Annotated in this window: 13 protein-coding genes; 8 read left to right on the forward strand and 5 right to left on the reverse strand. The window is 39.7% G+C overall.

The features are described from left to right. Positions 1–155: 155 nt before the first annotated feature. Together gppA and rhlB are read right to left on the reverse strand one after the other, a co-directional pair. Complete coding sequence (gene gppA / locus CWB62_RS14245; RefSeq protein ID WP_058403740.1) at positions 156–1,649, reverse strand: guanosine-5'-triphosphate,3'-diphosphate diphosphatase; 1,494 nt, start codon at positions 1,647–1,649, stop codon at positions 156–158. A gap of 43 nt (positions 1,650–1,692) precedes the next feature. Then, on the reverse strand, positions 1,693–2,970 hold the full coding sequence (gene rhlB, locus CWB62_RS14250) for an ATP-dependent RNA helicase RhlB (RefSeq protein WP_006792443.1): 1,278 nt from the start codon (positions 2,968–2,970) through the stop codon (positions 1,693–1,695). 91 nt (positions 2,971–3,061) lie between these two features. Between rhlB and trxA the strand changes: the two genes are divergently transcribed. Together trxA and rho are read left to right on the forward strand one after the other, a co-directional pair. Further along, a complete protein-coding gene (gene trxA, locus CWB62_RS14255) occupies positions 3,062–3,388 on the forward strand; it encodes a thioredoxin TrxA (RefSeq protein ID WP_006792444.1) in 327 nt (108 codons plus the stop codon). Between the two features lie 182 nt (positions 3,389–3,570). Beyond that, positions 3,571–4,830, forward strand: a complete 1,260-nt coding sequence (gene rho, locus CWB62_RS14260; RefSeq protein WP_006792445.1) for a transcription termination factor Rho — start codon at positions 3,571–3,573, stop codon at positions 4,828–4,830. A 64-nt stretch (positions 4,831–4,894) separates the two neighbouring features. Here rho and CWB62_RS14265 read toward each other — a convergent pair whose 3' ends face one another. Beyond that, complete coding sequence (locus CWB62_RS14265) at positions 4,895–7,705, reverse strand: tetratricopeptide repeat-containing hybrid sensor histidine kinase/response regulator (RefSeq protein ID WP_058403739.1); 2,811 nt, start codon at positions 7,703–7,705, stop codon at positions 4,895–4,897. 76 nt (positions 7,706–7,781) lie between these two features. Here CWB62_RS14265 and CWB62_RS14270 point away from each other — a divergent pair, with 76 nt between their 5' ends. After that, positions 7,782–8,357: a DNA-J related domain-containing protein gene (locus tag CWB62_RS14270; protein WP_058403738.1), complete on the forward strand. Its 576-nt coding sequence runs from the start codon at positions 7,782–7,784 to the stop codon at positions 8,355–8,357. Positions 8,358–8,362: 5 nt separating this feature from the next. Here the strand turns inward: CWB62_RS14270 and dbpA are convergent, their stop codons facing one another. After that, positions 8,363–9,751, reverse strand: a complete 1,389-nt coding sequence (dbpA, locus tag CWB62_RS14275) for an ATP-dependent RNA helicase DbpA (RefSeq protein WP_171034597.1) — start codon at positions 9,749–9,751, stop codon at positions 8,363–8,365. Between the two features lie 196 nt (positions 9,752–9,947). Between dbpA and CWB62_RS14280 the strand changes: the two genes are divergently transcribed. The 3 genes from CWB62_RS14280 to CWB62_RS14290 all read left to right on the forward strand — a co-directional run bounded on the left by CWB62_RS14280 (position 9,948) and on the right by CWB62_RS14290 (position 14,606). Continuing rightward, on the forward strand, positions 9,948–12,026 hold the full coding sequence (locus CWB62_RS14280) for a TonB-dependent siderophore receptor (RefSeq protein WP_138528103.1): 2,079 nt from the start codon (positions 9,948–9,950) through the stop codon (positions 12,024–12,026). A gap of 139 nt (positions 12,027–12,165) precedes the next feature. After that, complete coding sequence (locus CWB62_RS14285) at positions 12,166–13,569, forward strand: M20/M25/M40 family metallo-hydrolase (RefSeq protein ID WP_058403736.1); 1,404 nt, start codon at positions 12,166–12,168, stop codon at positions 13,567–13,569. Between the two features lie 86 nt (positions 13,570–13,655). Further along, the gene (locus CWB62_RS14290) at positions 13,656–14,606 is read left to right on the forward strand and encodes a tetratricopeptide repeat protein (protein ID WP_138528105.1); all 951 of its coding nucleotides are present in this window, start codon (positions 13,656–13,658) and stop codon (positions 14,604–14,606) included. A gap of 16 nt (positions 14,607–14,622) precedes the next feature. Here the strand turns inward: CWB62_RS14290 and CWB62_RS14295 are convergent, their stop codons facing one another. After that, on the reverse strand, positions 14,623–15,534 hold the full coding sequence (locus CWB62_RS14295) for a DUF808 domain-containing protein (RefSeq protein ID WP_138528107.1): 912 nt from the start codon (positions 15,532–15,534) through the stop codon (positions 14,623–14,625). 388 nt (positions 15,535–15,922) lie between these two features. Here CWB62_RS14295 and CWB62_RS14300 point away from each other — a divergent pair, with 388 nt between their 5' ends. Continuing rightward, complete coding sequence (locus tag CWB62_RS14300) at positions 15,923–16,243, forward strand: MliC family protein (protein ID WP_058403734.1); 321 nt, start codon at positions 15,923–15,925, stop codon at positions 16,241–16,243. A gap of 28 nt (positions 16,244–16,271) precedes the next feature. Next, entirely contained in the window at positions 16,272–18,302 is a 2,031-nt protein-coding gene (locus CWB62_RS14305) for a methyl-accepting chemotaxis protein (RefSeq protein WP_058403733.1), read from the forward strand. Positions 18,303–18,327 lie beyond the last annotated feature (25 nt).

Consider the following 18,327-nt stretch of genomic DNA (forward strand, 5'->3'; position numbering starts at 1 on the left):
GCCTGCTCTGCCGTCTCAGTGGGGTCGCATTATAGGGAGATCCAAAAACAGATCAACCCTTTTTTGAAGAAAACTTGAAAAAATATGCTGTTCGCACGTATTTTAATCGAAACGATTACTTTAAACACTAAAAAGGCCCGCAAGGGCCTTTTTACTTAATGAACGACTAGCTTCCAACCAAGTTTACTTTGCTGTTTAGACTCTTGCTGTAGCTCACTAGCCATTAATGGATGTTCTTTTAACCAGTTATTTTCGAATGTTAGTGTTAAAACTTCATTTTTAGCAGTTAATTCAAAGTTTGGCAGGACATCATCTTGTCGTCTCATTGACAAAATAACAGATACACGCAGTAATCTTACGATGTACTGCGCAAGAAGGTTGTTTGCACCTAACGTACTAAAGCTGTCTTTTGGTATATCAGAGCGATGCGCATCGGCTACTGCCACAATTAACCTGTGCTCTGATTGCGAAAAACCAGGCATGTCGGTATTTTCTAGAATATACGCTGTATGCTTATGATACTGCTTATACTCTATTAGTAAGCCGATTTCATGTAACTGCGCAACGGCTTTTAACAGGGGTAAGCCATTTAAGTGATTAATTGGCCAATCTTCATTAATGCTTTGTGCGAGTTCAATAGCTAAACTAGAAACTCGTGATGCTTGTTTTTGGTCAACATGGTAGCGACTCATAAACCCATCAACTGTTCGCTTTCTTATATCGCTATTATGAAACTCTGGCACCATGCTATATAAAACACCTTCACGAAGTGCACCGCCTGCAAGCCCCATTTTTTCAATATTTAATGATTCAAACAAAGCAATCAAAATAGCAAGACCCGATACAAAGACTAATCGACGGTCTTCGCTTAAACCTGGAAGGTCTAACGCAGCAATGGTTTTAAATGCAATTGATTGCTCTTTTATTGAATTTAGTTTTTCTAAAGTAAGAAGGTCATCAAGGTTTTGTGCCACCATTATTTCTTGAATAGCCTGCACTGTACCTGATGCGCCTGATGCAATTTGCCACCCTGCGGCTTTGTATTCAGGTGCTATATTATCGATAACAGCTCGAGCGGCCTTTATAGCGGTATTGAAATTACTATGTGTTAATAAGCAATCTTTAAAATAACGCTCAAGGTAAGTAACACACCCCATGTTGAGGCTCTTGTATAAAAGGGCATCAAATTCTTTACCAATCACTACTTCGGTACTTGCACCACCAATGTCAATAACGAGCTGTTTGCCGGTACATGCTGAAGTGTGCGCTACACCTTTGTATATGGTACGCGCCTCTAGTTCACCACTAATAACGTTGATTTTATGGCCAAGAATTTTTTCAGCTTGCGCTTTAAACACTTCAGCATTAGTTGCCAAGCGTAATGTAGCTGTAGCTACTATGGTAATATTTTGATTTGGAATATCTTGTAAACGCTCAGCAAAAAGCGCGAGGCATTCCCAGCCTCGCTGCATAGCCTCGGTGCTTAATACATTATCTTTATCAAGCCCGGCGGCTAGCCTAACCTTGCGTTTTACGCGACCAATCGTTTGTAAACCGCCAGCCACTGATTTGGCAATAAGCATATGAAAGCTATTTGATCCCAAATCAATAACTGCGTATACATTTTTTTGCGGTATAAGTTGCCCCACCGTTCAAAAACCTCTAGTTACTACTACTTATGCAAACGGTTTATTACGACCGTCCTTTTTGGTAACTATTATTTGGGCGACGTCCGTTGTTATTACTACGATTACGAGGACCATTTGAATAGTTGCGCTTTCTTTGAATAATAGGCTTAGTTAGGTCGTCTAACAAAGCGGCTTTATCGTAATGAGATAAAGGAATGCTGTGCTCTATATATTCTTCAATTTCATGTAGGTTATAAGCATATTGTTCACATGCAAAGCTTATTGCATGCCCTGATGCACCCGCACGACCTGTTCTACCAATGCGGTGAACATAATCTTCACAGTCATCAGGTAAGTCAAAGTTAAATACATGACTTACTTCTGGTATATGCAAACCACGCGCGGCAACATCGGTTGCAACTAAAAAGTCTAATTCGCCTTTGCTAAATTGCGCTAAGATGCTTTGACGTTTTTTCTGATTTACATCACCTGTTAGCATACCAACACGATGGCCATCAGCTTTTAACCACGCATACACGGTTTCACAACTGTGCTTAGTGTTTGCAAATACAATGGCTTTATCTGGCCATTCTTCTTCGATCAAAGTTAATAAAAGCTTAATTTTATCTTCTTGCGATGGGTGAAACAGCTCTTCTTTTATGCGTTTACCAGTTTTTACGTCAGGCTCAATTTGTACATGTTCTGGGTTGGTCATGTGTTCAAACGCAAGCTCTTGTACGCGGTACGATAAAGTCGCAGAAAATAATAAGTTTAATCTCTTTGATGTATCTGGCATACGATCAAACATATAACGTATATCTTTTATGAAGCCTAAATCGAACATACGATCGGCTTCGTCAAGCACGACAACCTCTATTTCATTAAGGGTGTAACAGCCTTGCTTGTACAAATCGATTAAACGACCTGTCGTACCAATTAAAATATCTACGCCTTTTTCTAATTGTGCACGTTGTTTTTCGTAATCTTCGCCACCATATACTAAACCTAAGTTAAGATTACAGTGTGGCGCTAAAATTTTTGCATCTTTGTGTATCTGAATCGCAAGCTCCCGAGTAGGGGCCATGATCAGGGCTCTTGGATGTTTACTAGGTGCTTTGCTAGATTGTAATAACCGATGGCACGTGGCAGTTAAAAATGCCAACGTTTTGCCAGTACCCGTTTGTGCTTGGCCCGCAATATCGCGTCCGTCACAAATAAAAGGTAGGCATTTTGCTTGAATAGGTGTGCAATATTCAAACCCATTCTCGGTTAGACCGGCAACCACTTCCGGTGCGATAGCAAAGTCTGAAAACTTTTTATCGGTTAAATGTGTCTTAGTCATAGCGTTTAAGCATAACGTTTAAACTTGCAATAAGAAACAAGAGTGTTTAAATACGCACTAAATATTTCGCCTAACTAAATCGGAGAGCGCAATGAGCGAGAAAATAATCCAAATTACTGACGATAGCTTTGAAGCTGACGTATTACAATCAGACAAGCCTGTACTAGTAGACTTCTGGGCTGAATGGTGCGGACCTTGTAAAATGATCGCCCCTATTCTTAACGAAGTTGCTGATGAATACGACGGTCGTGTTGCTGTTGCTAAACTTAATATTGACCAAAATGCTGGCACTCCGCCTAAATTTGGTATTCGTGGCATCCCTACTTTGCTTCTTTTTAAAGATGGCCAAGTTGCTGCAACTAAAGTTGGTGCACTTTCAAAAACACAACTTATCGAGTTTTTAGATAACAACATCTAATAGACTAGAACTAAAAAAAGGGCTTTTGCCCTTTTTTTGAATTTATTTTGTATAAACACTGGACGCTATGCCAGTGAACTGCTAGTTTATAAAGCCAACTAATCCTTAGTTATATTCAACCAACCTCACTCAACGATCAAAGCGACTTTGAGTATGACAATTGTAATAAAGAACCCACCAATATGCATTTACGCGAATTAAAAGACAAGTCTATAAAAGAACTTGTAAACTTAGCTGAGTCCATGGGGCTCGAAAACGTAGCCCGCTTAAGAAAGCAAGATATCATTTTTACCATATTAAAATCCCATGCCAAAGGCGGAGAAAATATCTTCGGCGGCGGTGTGCTTGAGATTTTGCAAGATGGTTTTGGCTTTTTAAGATCATCAGAAGCTTCTTACTTAGCTGGCCCAGATGACATTTATGTATCACCGAGCCAAATTCGCCGTTTCAGTATGCGTACTGGCGACTCAATTTCAGGCCTTATTCGTCCACCAAAAGACGGCGAACGTTACTTTGCATTACTTAAAGTAAACGAAGTTAACTTTGATAAACCTGAAAATTCTCGTACTAAAATTCTTTTTGAAAACTTAACCCCATTACATGCAAACGAACGTTTCCGCATGGAACGTGGTAACGGTAGTAAAGAAGACATTACTGCTCGTGTACTTGATTTAGCATCACCAATTGGCCGCGGTCAACGTGGTTTATTAGTAGCACCGCCAAAAGCGGGTAAAACAATGCTACTGCAAAACATTGCACAATCAATCACACATAACCATCCTGACGTTACATTAATGGTTTTACTTATTGATGAACGCCCGGAAGAAGTAACTGAAATGCAACGCCTTGTTAAAGGTGAGGTAATTGCATCAACGTTTGACGAACCTGCGTCTCGTCACGTCCAAGTTGCCGAAATGGTTATCGAAAAAGCAAAACGTTTAGTTGAGCATAAAAAAGACGTTGTTATTTTACTTGATTCAATCACGCGTTTAGCGCGTGCTTATAACACGGTGATCCCTTCATCAGGTAAAGTACTTACCGGTGGTGTTGATGCTAATGCACTTCACAAACCTAAGCGTTTCTTTGGTGCAGCACGTAATGTTGAAGAAGGTGGTAGCTTAACAATTATAGCCACTGCGCTTATCGATACTGGCTCAAAAATGGATGAAGTAATCTACGAAGAGTTTAAAGGTACTGGTAACATGGAATTACACCTTAACCGTAAAATTGCGGAAAGACGTGTATTCCCAGCTATCGACTTTAACCGCTCTGGTACTCGCCGTGAAGAACTACTTACTAAGCCAGATGAGCTTCAAAAGCTATGGATTTTACGTAAAATCGTTCATGAAATGTCAGAGATTGACGCCATGGAATTTTTAATCGATAAACTATCAATGAGTAAAACCAATGATGAGTTTTTTGATTCGATGAAACGTCAATAAACGCATTTAAGTAATACAAAAAAAGCGCCCTGGGCGCTTTTTTTATATTTGTTATAATGTGTACTTACGTTTCATTATATTTGTGTAATACAGCCTGGAGCTCTGACACAAGCTGATTAATATATTTCATATCTTTTTCGCCTTTTTGCAATAAGGCGCTGTCTAAATTTTTCGCAGCTGAAGCTATTTCCTCTAAGGCAAACATTTGTGCCGCACCTAATATTCGGTGGCTATCTTTTTGCAAAGCGTCAAAGTCTTCACTTAAAAAATGCTGTGTAATGTTGTCGCTTTCTAAGCTGAAACTTTGTTTAAAGCTTATTACTAAGTCACTGATATCTATGTCACTTGATACATTAGGTCCGTCTGAATGCACTTGGTCTAAATTTTCTGACAAGGTTTTATAAAATAAGTCTTTATCCAATGGCTTTGCAAGGTAACCAGTAAACCCTAATGTAAGGTAGTCGTCTATTTCGTGACTCATTGCGTTTGCAGTGAGCGCAAATATTGGCCGTTGAAAACCACATTTTTTCAATAACTCAAAGGCAGCTCGCCCATCCATTATTGGCATTTGAATATCAAGAAGTACAAGGTCTGGGTATATTTGTAAGCATTGCTCTACAGCTTGCTCGCCGTTTTCGACTGCAATTACATCAAGCCCTAAAGAGCGCAAATAACGGCTAATGAATCTGCGGTTATCTGCGTGATCCTCTGCAAGAAGCACAGTACCGCTTAGCTGCTTTTTATTTTGCTCTATTTGCCCAATATCACTGTGTTCACTGGATACTTGCGCACAAGGTAAAAAGAACGAGAATTGACTTCCTTTTTTATATTCACTTTGTACGCTTATATATCCGCCCATCATAGAAGCGAGCTGCTGCGATAAACTAAGCCCTAAACCTGTACCACCAAACCGCCGGCTAATGCTGTTATCTGCTTGGCTAAAGTATTCAAAAATGAGTTTTAATTGTGAGGAGTTCATACCTATACCGGTATCTTTAACAATAAAAACAATACCTTGCTCTGATTTATTTAATACAATTACCACCTGTCCTGATTGAGTGAACTTGATTGCATTAGCACACAAATTGATAAGAATTTGTTTTACTCGCATTAAATCAAGGCGGGTGTAAAACTCATCGCCCACCTTATTTTCAAGCACAAGCCGAAGGGTTTTTGCTTTTGCCTGAGGACTGAACATAGCGTGCACATCATTTACCAGTTGCACCATGTCGAAACACGAAACATTAAGCTCTAATCTATTCGCCTCTATTTTACTTAAATCGAGTACATCGTTTATCAAGCTTTTTAGATGATTACTGTGCCGCTGAATAATAGCTAACTCATCTTTTAGCTGTTCAGGCTCGTATAAACCATTCATTAAGTCGTCTGTTTGTCCGAGAATCGCCGTTAATGGTGTTCTTATTTCATGGCTAACATTAGCCAAAAATTGACTTTTAACATCATTAGCTGCTCTCAACTCTTGGGCAACACCTTGAAGCTCTGCTGTGCGTTGCGCCACCTGTTCAGCTAAATATTGTTTTGCCCGTTTTTCTGCGCCGCGTCGATATAAAGCAACCCCTGTCACTATGACTAAAAATAACAGTACAAAAATAAACACCGTTAACTGCGAACGCTGCTTCATTTTTAACTCTTGTAATTTACGGTCTTGTTTCAGCTCTTTAATTTCTTGATTCAATTGTGTGGCTTTAAATTGTTTTTCTAGCACGGCTAAGGCTTTAACAATAGAGTCACTTCTTAATTTGCGTAGTTCGTTATTGTACTTTTCATGCAACTGCATTGCATTTTCGTAGTTCCCCCTACTTGCCTCAATCAAAGCATGGGTGCCAAGTCCATCTCGCATAATGCGATCATTACTATGCTCTTTGAGTAATTCAAAAACGCGTTCAATATTCGTTTTTGCCTCATCTAACATTCCCCTTACAAGCTGGACTTTTGCGAGAGTTTGCAGTGCAGTGAGCTCTAAGTTTTTATTATCAATTTTAAGTGAGTACTCTATCGCTAATTGCGCTTGCTCATACGCTAATTCCACTTTATTAAGAATAATATTAACGTTTGCAATGTTAGTGTACTGAGTCGCTAACTTATTCATATTGTTGACGGATAGGTAATAGCGGGTTGCTAATTGGTAGTAATGCATCGCTAAATCTAGCTGGTTGCTTTCAAAATAAACCACCCCCATATTATTATGCACCATAGCAATACCCAAATTATCATCTAACTTGCGAAAAATTTTTAACACGTCTTGATAAATACTCATGGCATTTTCATAACGAGATAAGCGTATATACACGCCCGCTATGTTAATTAAAATATCGCCTTTATCCTGTTCACTACCCACTTTTTCGTAAATCTCTTTTGCTTTTAGGTAGTAATCAAGCGTTGCTACTAATTTATGCATATTAAAATAAGCTAAACCAATATTATTCAATAAGTTTGCTTGCTCTAATGGTTGGTTATTAATTTTTGCAATATCAAGTGCGCGGGTATATTGAGTAATTGCTTGTTTAAACAAGCCTTGATAAAAAAGTGCAACACCTTGCATTTTAATCGCACGAAAGTGCTCGCTAGGAAAAAGTGATCCAGAAGTTTCTTGCTCTAATAATTTAAAGTAATTAAAAGCATCACTATAGTGGCCGCTCGACAGCGCAGTATCGGCAAGGCCTGCATATATTTCAGCACGACTTTGAGCTGTAATACGTTGGTTATTAAGTAAGGCGTTACCCAATTCAAGCTTTGCATCCCATTGTTGTTGTTGTTTAAACTCTTCTAATAATGGTTCTGATTGTTGAGCATAACTTGGCAAATAGAACAAACTGCATACAATGAATAAGAGGCACTTGAGCTTGCCATGCATAATTTTAATCCTTCAAATTGTTACGTGTAACAATGTAATCTGTACTGAAGATACACTAAATACTAGGACCTAAACAATGCTTAACCCACTGATTGACCGAATATTTGACTTAATATTAACCCAAAAAGTGTGGCAAGTTCATATCCTAGCAGCTGAGCTTATTAATTGTGGTACAATTAAGCCACTTGATAAAAACCCTGAACGTGATTTATTTAAGCGTAATTTTTTAATTATGAATGCATTGTATCAACTACAGGAACAACTTCACCCTAAAAGTCTCTTAATATCAACACTTCATATAGAGTTCATTGAAACGGATATAGAAAACCCAGCAACGCTTAAATCTAACTTAAAAGATTATTATTTAGACTGGGGGAATTACGAAGCAAGCGAAGAGCAAATTAATGAGCTACTCACAAGTTTTTGGCAAAAGTTTAAGAGGGTAAATAGCGCGCCAGCTTTAACAGAAGATCACTTTGACACACTTTTGGCAAAGTGGCAGCTAACAAATGATTTTTCACTTAAAGAATTACAAAAACGTTGGCGACAGCTTGCACTGGCGAACCACCCAGACAAACCTACTGGCTGCGAGAATGCATTTAAGCAAATAAAAGTAGAGTACGAGCAGCTTAAACCGGCTGCTCGCTCATAACTTGATTAACGCGTTAGGCGACGAGCACGAATTTTGCGCCCTTTTATATTACCTTCGGTTAATTTACGAAGTGCCGGTTTAGACGCATTACGTTCAACAGCTACAAATGCGACGTTATCAAGAACATTGATTTTACCTACTTGACGCCCAGCAATACCGTCTTTACCCGTTAACGCACCTAAAATATCACCAGCACGCACTTTTTGCTTTTTACCTGAGTCTATCATCAGAGTGACCATGTCTGGTTTATACGGTGGTTTATCCAACAAATTATATGAAGGCATTGGTTCAGGCTCAAAGTCGCGTTCATAATGCTCACCAATTTGCGCTACTTTAAATTGCTCCGCATCACCATAAATTGAGCAAGCAATCCCTTTTTTACCCGCGCGACCCGTTCGCCCGACACGGTGAACGTGTGTTTGCGGGTCATGCGCTAAATGGTAGTTGATTACCATATCCATATCGTCAATATCTAAACCACGTGCTGCAACGTCTGTCGCAACTAAAATAGACGCACTTTTATTAGCAAAATGAATCAGAGTGCGCTCTCGGTCACGTTGTTCTAAATCACCATGCAATGCCACAGCGCTGAAGCCTTCATCGGCTAAATCGTCGCACACTTGCTGCGTTTCTACCTTGGTATTACAAAACACAACACAGCTTTGTGGTGTAAATTTAAGTAATAGTAATTTAAGTGTTGGATAGCGCTGTTTGTTATTATCCATTTTGTAGAAGTACTGTTTTATTGTGCTTTTTTCTTGCTCTTCTTCTACTTTAATCATTTCAGGGTTACTAAGTACACGCTTTGCTATCGCTTCGATTGCGCGTGGAAAAGTAGCACTAAATAAAAGCGTTTGGCGGTTTTGTGGAATGCATTCAATAATCGCATCAAGGGTATCTTGAAAACCCATATCAAGCATTTGATCGGCTTCGTCTAGTACTAATGTTTCTACATCATCTAACCGTAATGTCCCTTTGCGAATATGGTCATCTACACGCCCTGGTGTACCAACAATGATATGTGCACCGTGTTCAAGCGACCCAATTTGTGGGCCAATTGATACACCACCACATAGCGTTAATATTTTAATATTATGAATACCGCGAGCAAGTTTACGCATTTCAACAGCTACTTGTTCGGCAAGCTCACGTGTTGGGCATAATACTAACGATTGAATACGAAAACGTTTTACGTTTAATTTAGCAAGCACACCTAAACTGAACGCAGCCGTTTTACCTGAACCCGTTTTTGCCTGAGCAATGATGTCTTTACCTTCAAGTACAGGAGGCAAACTTTGTGCCTGTACAGGTGTCATGTGGGCGTAGCCAAGCGTCGATAAATTATCAACAAGTCCAGCTGGTAAAGCCAAAGATGAAAAAGCAGTTGAAGTCACAGTAAATTCCATAGCAGTAAAAATAACGCGGGAAAAGTCCCACTAAATATGTCGCTAATAATAGCAGAATTCGTTATTGGCAACCATTAGCAAACACATTATAAAATATTGTTAATAAAAACATATTGCAAATGATATTTATTTTCATTAAGATTGCGCTTCACTTTTTATTTAAATACTGAGCTGGAAGCATCAAATGAAACTGAGTTCCCTTTACATCGCACTATTGGCAACAATAACAACAAATACATATGCAAATTCTACCGACCTTGAACATATAGAAGTCAAAGGAAGTTACTTTAATGACTACAAAGTAGATAACGCAAATGGTGCAATGAGAACGTCAACTTCATTACTCGATACAGCTCAATCAGTGACTGTAATTGGCGACATTATTATCAACGAACAACTTGCAACAACATTAGGTGAAGTACTTTCAAACGATGCAAGCTTAACGGCCGGTTCAAAACAACGTAACCGTGAAGTATTTAACTTACGTGGATTCGAACTCAGCTCATCAACCGGTTATTTACGCGACGGGCATCAGCATTGGTCGCACTATCAACAACCCATTGAAATTTTACAACAAGTAGAGGTTATTAAAGGCCCATCAAGCATTTTATATGGTCAATCAGGTCCTGGTGGCCTAATTAATATGGTCACTAAAAAGCCGACAGCACACACATTATTTAATGCCAGTGCCGATGTAGATCAGCATGGTTCAACACGCTTTATGATAGATGCTGCAGGCGCTTTAACGGATGCAGAAGATTTACGTGCACGCGGTATTTTAGTTAAGCAAGATGTTGATTACTGGCGCGAATACCAAAACGGTGAAAACCGCGAGCGTGACCGCTTTTTAGGTGCGTTGATTGTTGATTACGATATTAGCGACAATGCTCTTGTTCGAGTTCATTATGACCGCACAGACGACGAAGCAGGTTTAGACACAGGTGCATGGATAGACGACAACGCCAACGTTATTGGCGGCGATAAAACTATTCGCGATATGTCTTGGGCGTTTACCGACATAACGGTAGAAAATGCGGGCATTGATTTTCAAGTATTTTTAAACGATAACTGGCAAGTAAAGCTGGGTTATAACGAACAAACATTTGAACGCCAACGTTTTGAGTCAGCTCCACGTAAGCCGAGTAATTTTGTTGAAGGCGACAGCTATGAGTCTCGCCCTTACGACCGATTTGACGACTGGCAATTTAAAACCGCATTTATCGACTTTATCGGTGAATTTGAAACAGCAGGCGTTCATCATCAATTACTCATTGGTGCTAACTCGCTTGATTATTATTATGGACAGCGTCGCACCTCAGCTGATTCATTTAATTTTATATCTGGTCAAACAGAGCCAAGTCGCCCAACTGTCAGCTATAAAACAGATGATACTATCAGCGAAACAGAATACGACTACTACGGTATTTATGTTCAAGACTTAATCACGTTTTCGCCACAGTGGCAGCTATCGCTTGGTGGCCGCTACGATAAACAAACACGTGAAGATGCCAATAATGAATCGTTTGTGCCAAAAATAGGTGTGCTTTATCATCCTAATGCATCAGCGACGGTATACGCGAGTTACTCTGAAGGTTTTGAACCTCAAGGCAGTGATACTCTTGTAAACGAAGACGATATAAATAATGGGATGAAGCTAGATGCCGTTACCTCTGAGCAAAAAGAAATTGGTATTAAGTGGCAGTTATTTGATGATCGCTTAATGCTAAGTGGTGCGCTTTTCGATATAAGTAAAAATGGCACACTAGTTACAGAAACGCTTGAAGTACCAGTGGGTGATCTAACTTCTGAAACAAACCAAATTGGTGAACAACGCCATAAAGGGATTGAACTAACAGCACAAGGTGCGGCAACCGACCGTTTATTTATAATGGCATCGACTATGTACCTAGATGCAAATTACGAACGTGACGAAGAGTTAGAAGGTAAGCGCCCTACCGATGCCCCTAAATGGTCTGCATCACTTTGGACTCGTTACGAATTTAACGACGCGATTGCATTTAATGCCGGTGCATTTTACGAAGGTGAGCGTTTTGCAGATAGTGACAACACGATTATTAAAGATGCCTACACACGCGTAGATGTAGGTGCAACTTACAAACTTAAAGTAAGCAAAACCGATGTTAACTTACGCCTAAACATAGAAAACTTATTTGACGAAGAATACCTAGCCGGTGGTGGAACAAATAACGTAACAATAGGTGAAGGCACTAACGTAAGACTAGCTGCACAGTTTAGCTTTTAATTAAGCGCTTTAATTACCAGCCCGCGCTTAAAATACGCGGGCTTTTTTGATCACTTAAAGCAGCTCATTCATCTCATCTATTTTTTTACGTCTTTATTACATGTTTTAATAGCCGCAATCATAAATAAGGCTAATTACCATGAAAAATCTCATCACCGCACTACTCCTTACCAGTAGTATGGCAGCTACTGCCAGCAGCAACGAATTTACAAGCAATCAATTACAACAAGTAGATAAAGTGCGTACCACAGCCCTTAATAGCCACTTAAGCTATGAGCTATTAGAGTCACTAACAACCGAAGTTGGCCCGCGTTTACCTGGCACCGAAAACGATAAAAAAGCCGTTGCTTGGGCGCAAGCTAAATTTAAAGAACTGGGCTTTGATAAAGTATGGCTTGAAGAAGCGACCTTTCCAGAATGGCGCCGCTACAGCGAAAGTGGAAAAATATTAACACCTAGCGAACAACCCCTTCATTTAACTGCACTAGGTAATAGCATAAGCACACCTAAAGGAGGTATCAGCGCACCGATTAAATTATTCGAAACACTTGATGAACTAAAAGCAGCACCGGCTAATAGTTTAAAAGGCAAAATTGCTTACATTAACTACAGAATGAATCGCGATATAGACGGCAATGGTTATGGACCCGCTGTAAAAGCACGTGCCACCGGAGCAATTGAAGCATCTAAAAAAGGGGCTGTTGCCTACATGATGCGGTCAGTAAGTACAGGTCATCACCGTTTTGCCCACACCGGCGGAAGCTATTATAAAGAAGGCGTTAAAAAAATACCTAACGTAACCATTGCTAACCCCGATGCCGATCAAATTGCTCGCTTAGTCGCTTTAGGCAAAGATGTATCGGTCAATATAAATGTACAAACCGAAAACCTTGGCGAAGGCACTAGTTACAATGTTATAGGCCAATTTAACGGTACCGAAAACCCAGAGCAATACGTATTAATTGGCGGGCATTTAGACTCATGGGATTTAGGCACAGGCGCACTTGATGACGGTGCCGGCGTTGCATTGACTATGGCGGCTGCTAAACATATTAGCGATGTAAAACGCCCTAAACGCAGTATTCGCGTTGTCCTTTTTGCCGCTGAAGAGCTTGGTTTATGGGGTGCAAAAGCGTACTTTGCGAAACATAAAAACAATTTACACAATATTGTCGCTGCTGCAGAGTCTGATTTTGGCGCTGATGTAGTTTACGGTTTTGAATCAAATGTAGATGCAGCGTCACTGCCTGTAGTACGTGCTATCGCAAAAGAGCTTGCCCCTTTAAATGTTGAGTACATTGGTAAAAACCAAGCTAACGGCGGACCTGATCTCATTCCATTTAAAAATGCGGTGTCGGCACCTATTTTTGAGCTGGCCCAAGATGGTACAGACTACTTTGATTATCACCACACCGCTGACGACACGCTTGATAAAGTAACGCCAGCAAAGCTTCGTCAAAATACAGCAACCTATGCGGTATTTGCGCTTATGGCAGCAGACGCAAAAACAACAATTAAACCAAAAATAACAACAAAAGAGTAACAGACATACTTACTTACAGTTTGTTGCTTTAAAAAATATGCCCCTTGTTTTACTTTAATAGAAATTAAAACTCGGGGCATTATTGCATGCTGCTTTTCAACACCGGTCAGTCTTTTCCTCATTTTTCACAAACGCAGTCCTGCCCAAGCTGCCAAAGCGATAGCTATCACTTAGTAAACCATAGCCGCTACTTACGTTTTACGATTATTCCTATCGTACCATTAAAGCTAAATTACAAGCGCGAGTGCTACCAATGTGGCCATAACGAAGCCATTAATATAAAAAAACTCCCCTTAATTGAAAAACTAAGCCTGCCAAAATACGGGATTGGCTTAATTTTATTATTGTGGGTAATAGTGTATTTTTTCCAACAATACACCGACAACCAAGCACTCAAATACAACTACTTAAGTAACCCACAGGCATTTGATACATATTTAGTTCACGCTGATAAATTTACTCACGAACCATGGACGCTAACAAATTTAAAAGTGGCCCAAGTACTCAGCTTTGACGAGCAATTTATTACTTTTCAAGTAAGCAATTACAGCTATAAACGCAACCGAGGCATAACCACGGCAATGCGCACCAGTTTATTAGTACAACGCGATTATTTTTCAACAAGCACAATTACCTTACCCCGTGATGAGGTAAAGCGCTTATATAATAATGACGTGATTTACGATGTGCTGCGCCCACACGCTAATAGCTTGTATGGTGGGTTTGTGATGTTTCCGCCTAAACCTAAGCCTTTATACAAAGGTTTAAAGCTAGATAAAAACAACCAGCAAGGCATTATGTACTTTAAAGATGGGCAATTTGAAGAAGCCTTAGAAAGCTTTAAACTTGCTGCAGAGTCAGGCTCTCAATGGGGGCAGCTTAACCTTGCACAAATGTACCGAGACGGCCAAGGTGCAGACAAAAACACACAACAAGCTATTTACTGGTATAAAAAAGCAATTGCTCAAGGTAATAGTAAAGCAACCTACGAACTTGAGCAGTTGTGTAAATTTATAACATGTGAATCAATTATGTAGGGCAGAAAGCACGGCTCTACTTATCTGTTTTAAATAACCTTGTATAAACCACATTGCAAAGCACAATAACTAGCCCTGCAACAACCCCTAGCACTCCATCAAAGACTAGCGGGGCTAATAGCTCACCTATATTGCCTAGTATTGACTGCGCATAACTAATCACATTAAGTTGTGCATGATGTAATAACTCAATACCATGAGATAAAATACCGCCTCCCACCAAAAACATGGCCACAGTACCTGCAAAAGCTAAAAACTGCATAAGTCGTGGTGCTGCCGCAAGCAAGCTTTTACCCAGAAACTCTTTAACCGCACTGCCAGACACTTTAGATTGATTTACCAAATACAAGCCTGCATCGTCAAGTTTTACAATTGCAGCTACAAGTCCATAAACACCAATAGTCATAACAATCGCTATTACACAAAGAACTAAGGATTGATTGAGTAATGTTTGGCCCGCGACAGTACCAAGCGTAATAACAATGATCTCGGCCGATAGAATAAAGTCTGTCCGTATCGCACCTTTTATTTTTTGTTTTTCATATTCAACTAAATCAAGTGTTTTTTCGCCATCTGCAATCTCATCATGATGAGGTAAAAATCGCGCAAATATTTTTTCAGCTCCTTCAAAACATAAAAACAACCCACCTAAAATTAAAAGTGGTGTAATGAGCCATGGAAGCCAAACACTGATCATCAACGCCGCAGGAACAAGGATTGCTTTATTTAAAAATGATCCTTTTGCTACCGCCCATACAACGGGCAGCTCTCTGTCGGCTGACACACCCGTTACTTGCTGTGCATTCAGCGCTAAATCGTCTCCTAAAACACCTGCTGTTTTTTTTGTCGCTATTTTACTCATGGTTGCAATGTCATCGAGTAAAGCCGTTATGTCATCTAATAATGTTAAAAGGTTAGTGCCTGCCATTTTGCTTCCTTGGGTCTGTTGTTCTTTCAATGTTAAATTTGCAGCAGCCTGTTTGGTATTTAGGCAAGGCAGAGCCGATGCAGTGTGGTTATTCCCCATAAATTGGCGATAACGTAGCATTAATACCAAACAGGCGCTGCCCGATGGGTTCTTCCTAGGGGCTACTTACTTTTTGTTGCTCGGCTTTTACTTAGTCCACTAGGTTACAAACCTCGCGCCACGATTAAATAGCCCCTAGTTTGAACAAATTTCAATCCGAAAAGATCAACAGACCCTAGCTTATAAATAATTTAATCAACATAACGTAAAGCGCGCCTTTCACCAACGGTTAATTTTGCCCTGTTATTCTTAAGTAAAATAGCGGGTAAAATATATTAAGGAAGGGAAAATGAAAGCAACACTTGTTTTAATGGCTTGCTTACTCAGTTTAATTGGATGTAGTAAAAAAACAACAAGCACACACTACGTATGTAATAACAAGAAAGCAGTACTGAGTACGTTAAAAAACCAAGAAGCAGAGCTCACCTTCAATAATAAAATATACAACCTTTCTCATGAAGAAAGCGCGTCTGGAAATAAGTATATAAATAAAAAAGTACTTTTTTGGGGAAAAGGCGCTGAAGCGATGCTTATAATTTTAGGCAAAAAATATCACTGCACCTTAAAACAACAAGCTACTAACAACAAATTAAAAAACTTGCTACACTAAAAAAAGTCTTAATTTTGTTGATGAAGTTATGCGTTCTATTGCCATTAAACATAAAATAATTTTAGCCTTTTGTGCTATAGGTCTATTAATGCTTATCAGTAGCTTATTTTTTTACTGGTCCTTAAATAAAATAAGCACGACTACCTCACGAATAGAGAACCTTGCTGTTCCAGCTCAACAAGTCAGTAAAGACTTAAGATTATCGCTTCTCTCTATAACCAAATTCAATGCACTAGCCTATAGTCAAACAAAACCTGATTTATTACTGACCAATAAAAAAGAAGCGCTTAGCGAGCAACAAGAATTCAGTAATATGCTCAATGCACTTAAGCCACAATTGACAGGTCAGCAAAACATGCAAACTTTGCTAGTTGACGCTTCAAAAAACTTTGAGCAACTAAGCAAAACAAGCGCAAACATGTTTAATGCCAAAGAACAGCGTTTTACGGCGCAGTCGGCTGCTACCTCACTAATTAAAGAGTTTGGTGATGAGCTAAGTAACCTCAGTAATGCCTTACTCGATATAGAACTCATAGAGATAAATGCAAAGCAGCAGTCGTTACTAAACTCTGTATTTGGCACAGCAACACGCATTGACGACTTACTCTTTAATTTAAGCAACAATATTAAAAGTATTACGCAAACGACCAGTGTCAGCGACTTAAACGTCCACCAACAAGATACCCAATTTTTACTTGATAACATCCAGCCAAACTTTGTGTATTTAGAGCAGCAAGCCACTCCCTTAGGTGAGCGTTTAAACGCGGCTCAATTTACCGAGCAATTTAATAACTTAAGAACACGATTGAATGGGCCCGACGGTATTTACGCCCAGCAAAATAAAGCGCTTGAAAACACCCAAATGGCACAGCAAAGTTTTGAGCGTTTTCAACAAGAGTTTATAGACACAGAAAGCCAATTATTACAGCTTAATAAACTGGCTGACGAGCGTTTTAAAACTCTGCAAAGCAGTGCTAAGTCGGCAATTAATATGGGTTCTAGCTCTGTCATTATAATTGCGATTGTACTTATTGGTTTACTTATTGTTATTTCAATTTTTACAACTAATGCCATGCTAAAACCACTTAAAAAAGTAAATAGCGATTTAGCACGTATTGCCTCAGGTGATTTTTCTAAACGCAGCCAACCGCGTAGCAAAGATGAATTTGGCACTTTACTTAACAACATCAATAAGCTCAGCGATGATTTGACCCACCTTATAAAAGCGATTAGTAATGATGCTCACGAGCTTGATAAATCGGCCATTCAAACAAGTGAAAAGGGCCAACAGATGACCATTGTTGCTCAGCAGCAATTAGAACGAAGCGCACAAGCCACAGAGCTTGCGCATAGCATGCTAAACAATTCGCAAGCGGTCTATGAGCAGGCCGATAATGCATCTAACGAAATTACCAACGCCTCTCAGTTTGCTAACGACGTAAACCAAATAGCCAACGACAACAGTTTAAGTATTGAAGCACTCTTAAATCGATTAGATAAAGCGGTAAGTAGCACAGAAGAGCTGGCCGAATTTACAGATTTAATTGGCGCAATTGTAAATACTATTAGCAGCATTGCAGAGCAAACTAATCTACTTGCATTAAATGCAGCTATAGAAGCGGCAAGAGCCGGAGAAAATGGCCGAGGCTTCGCTGTGGTTGCTGACGAGGTTCGCTCATTAGCGGCACGTACACAGAGCTCCACAAGCGAAATTCACACCATGATCCAAACGCTGCAGCAACACACAAAAACAACGCAGAAAGAAATTAACGATGGCCAACAACAAGCTAAACAGTGTGTTGAAAACAGTGCTGAACTAAATAAAGCGGTTGAGCGTATAAAAGGGACGTTACTGTCAATTAACCAAATGAGTGAGCAAATTGCTACAGCTTCTCATGAACAGTTAACAAACAGTGATGATATTCAAAAAATAATGGCTAAGGTGACCGAACATGCCACTTTAAATGCCAATAACGCAACCACCCTAGCAAGCGAAAGTGAAGACGTAAATCAACTTGCACACTCTTTAACAAGTGCCGTAGAGCGCTTTAAGTTTTAAGTGCAGGTGTAATGACTTGCTTTGC

Origin of the sequence: Pseudoalteromonas sp. S408 (genome assembly GCF_005886645.1) — a bacterium.
Classification (GTDB): domain Bacteria; phylum Pseudomonadota; class Gammaproteobacteria; order Enterobacterales; family Alteromonadaceae; genus Pseudoalteromonas.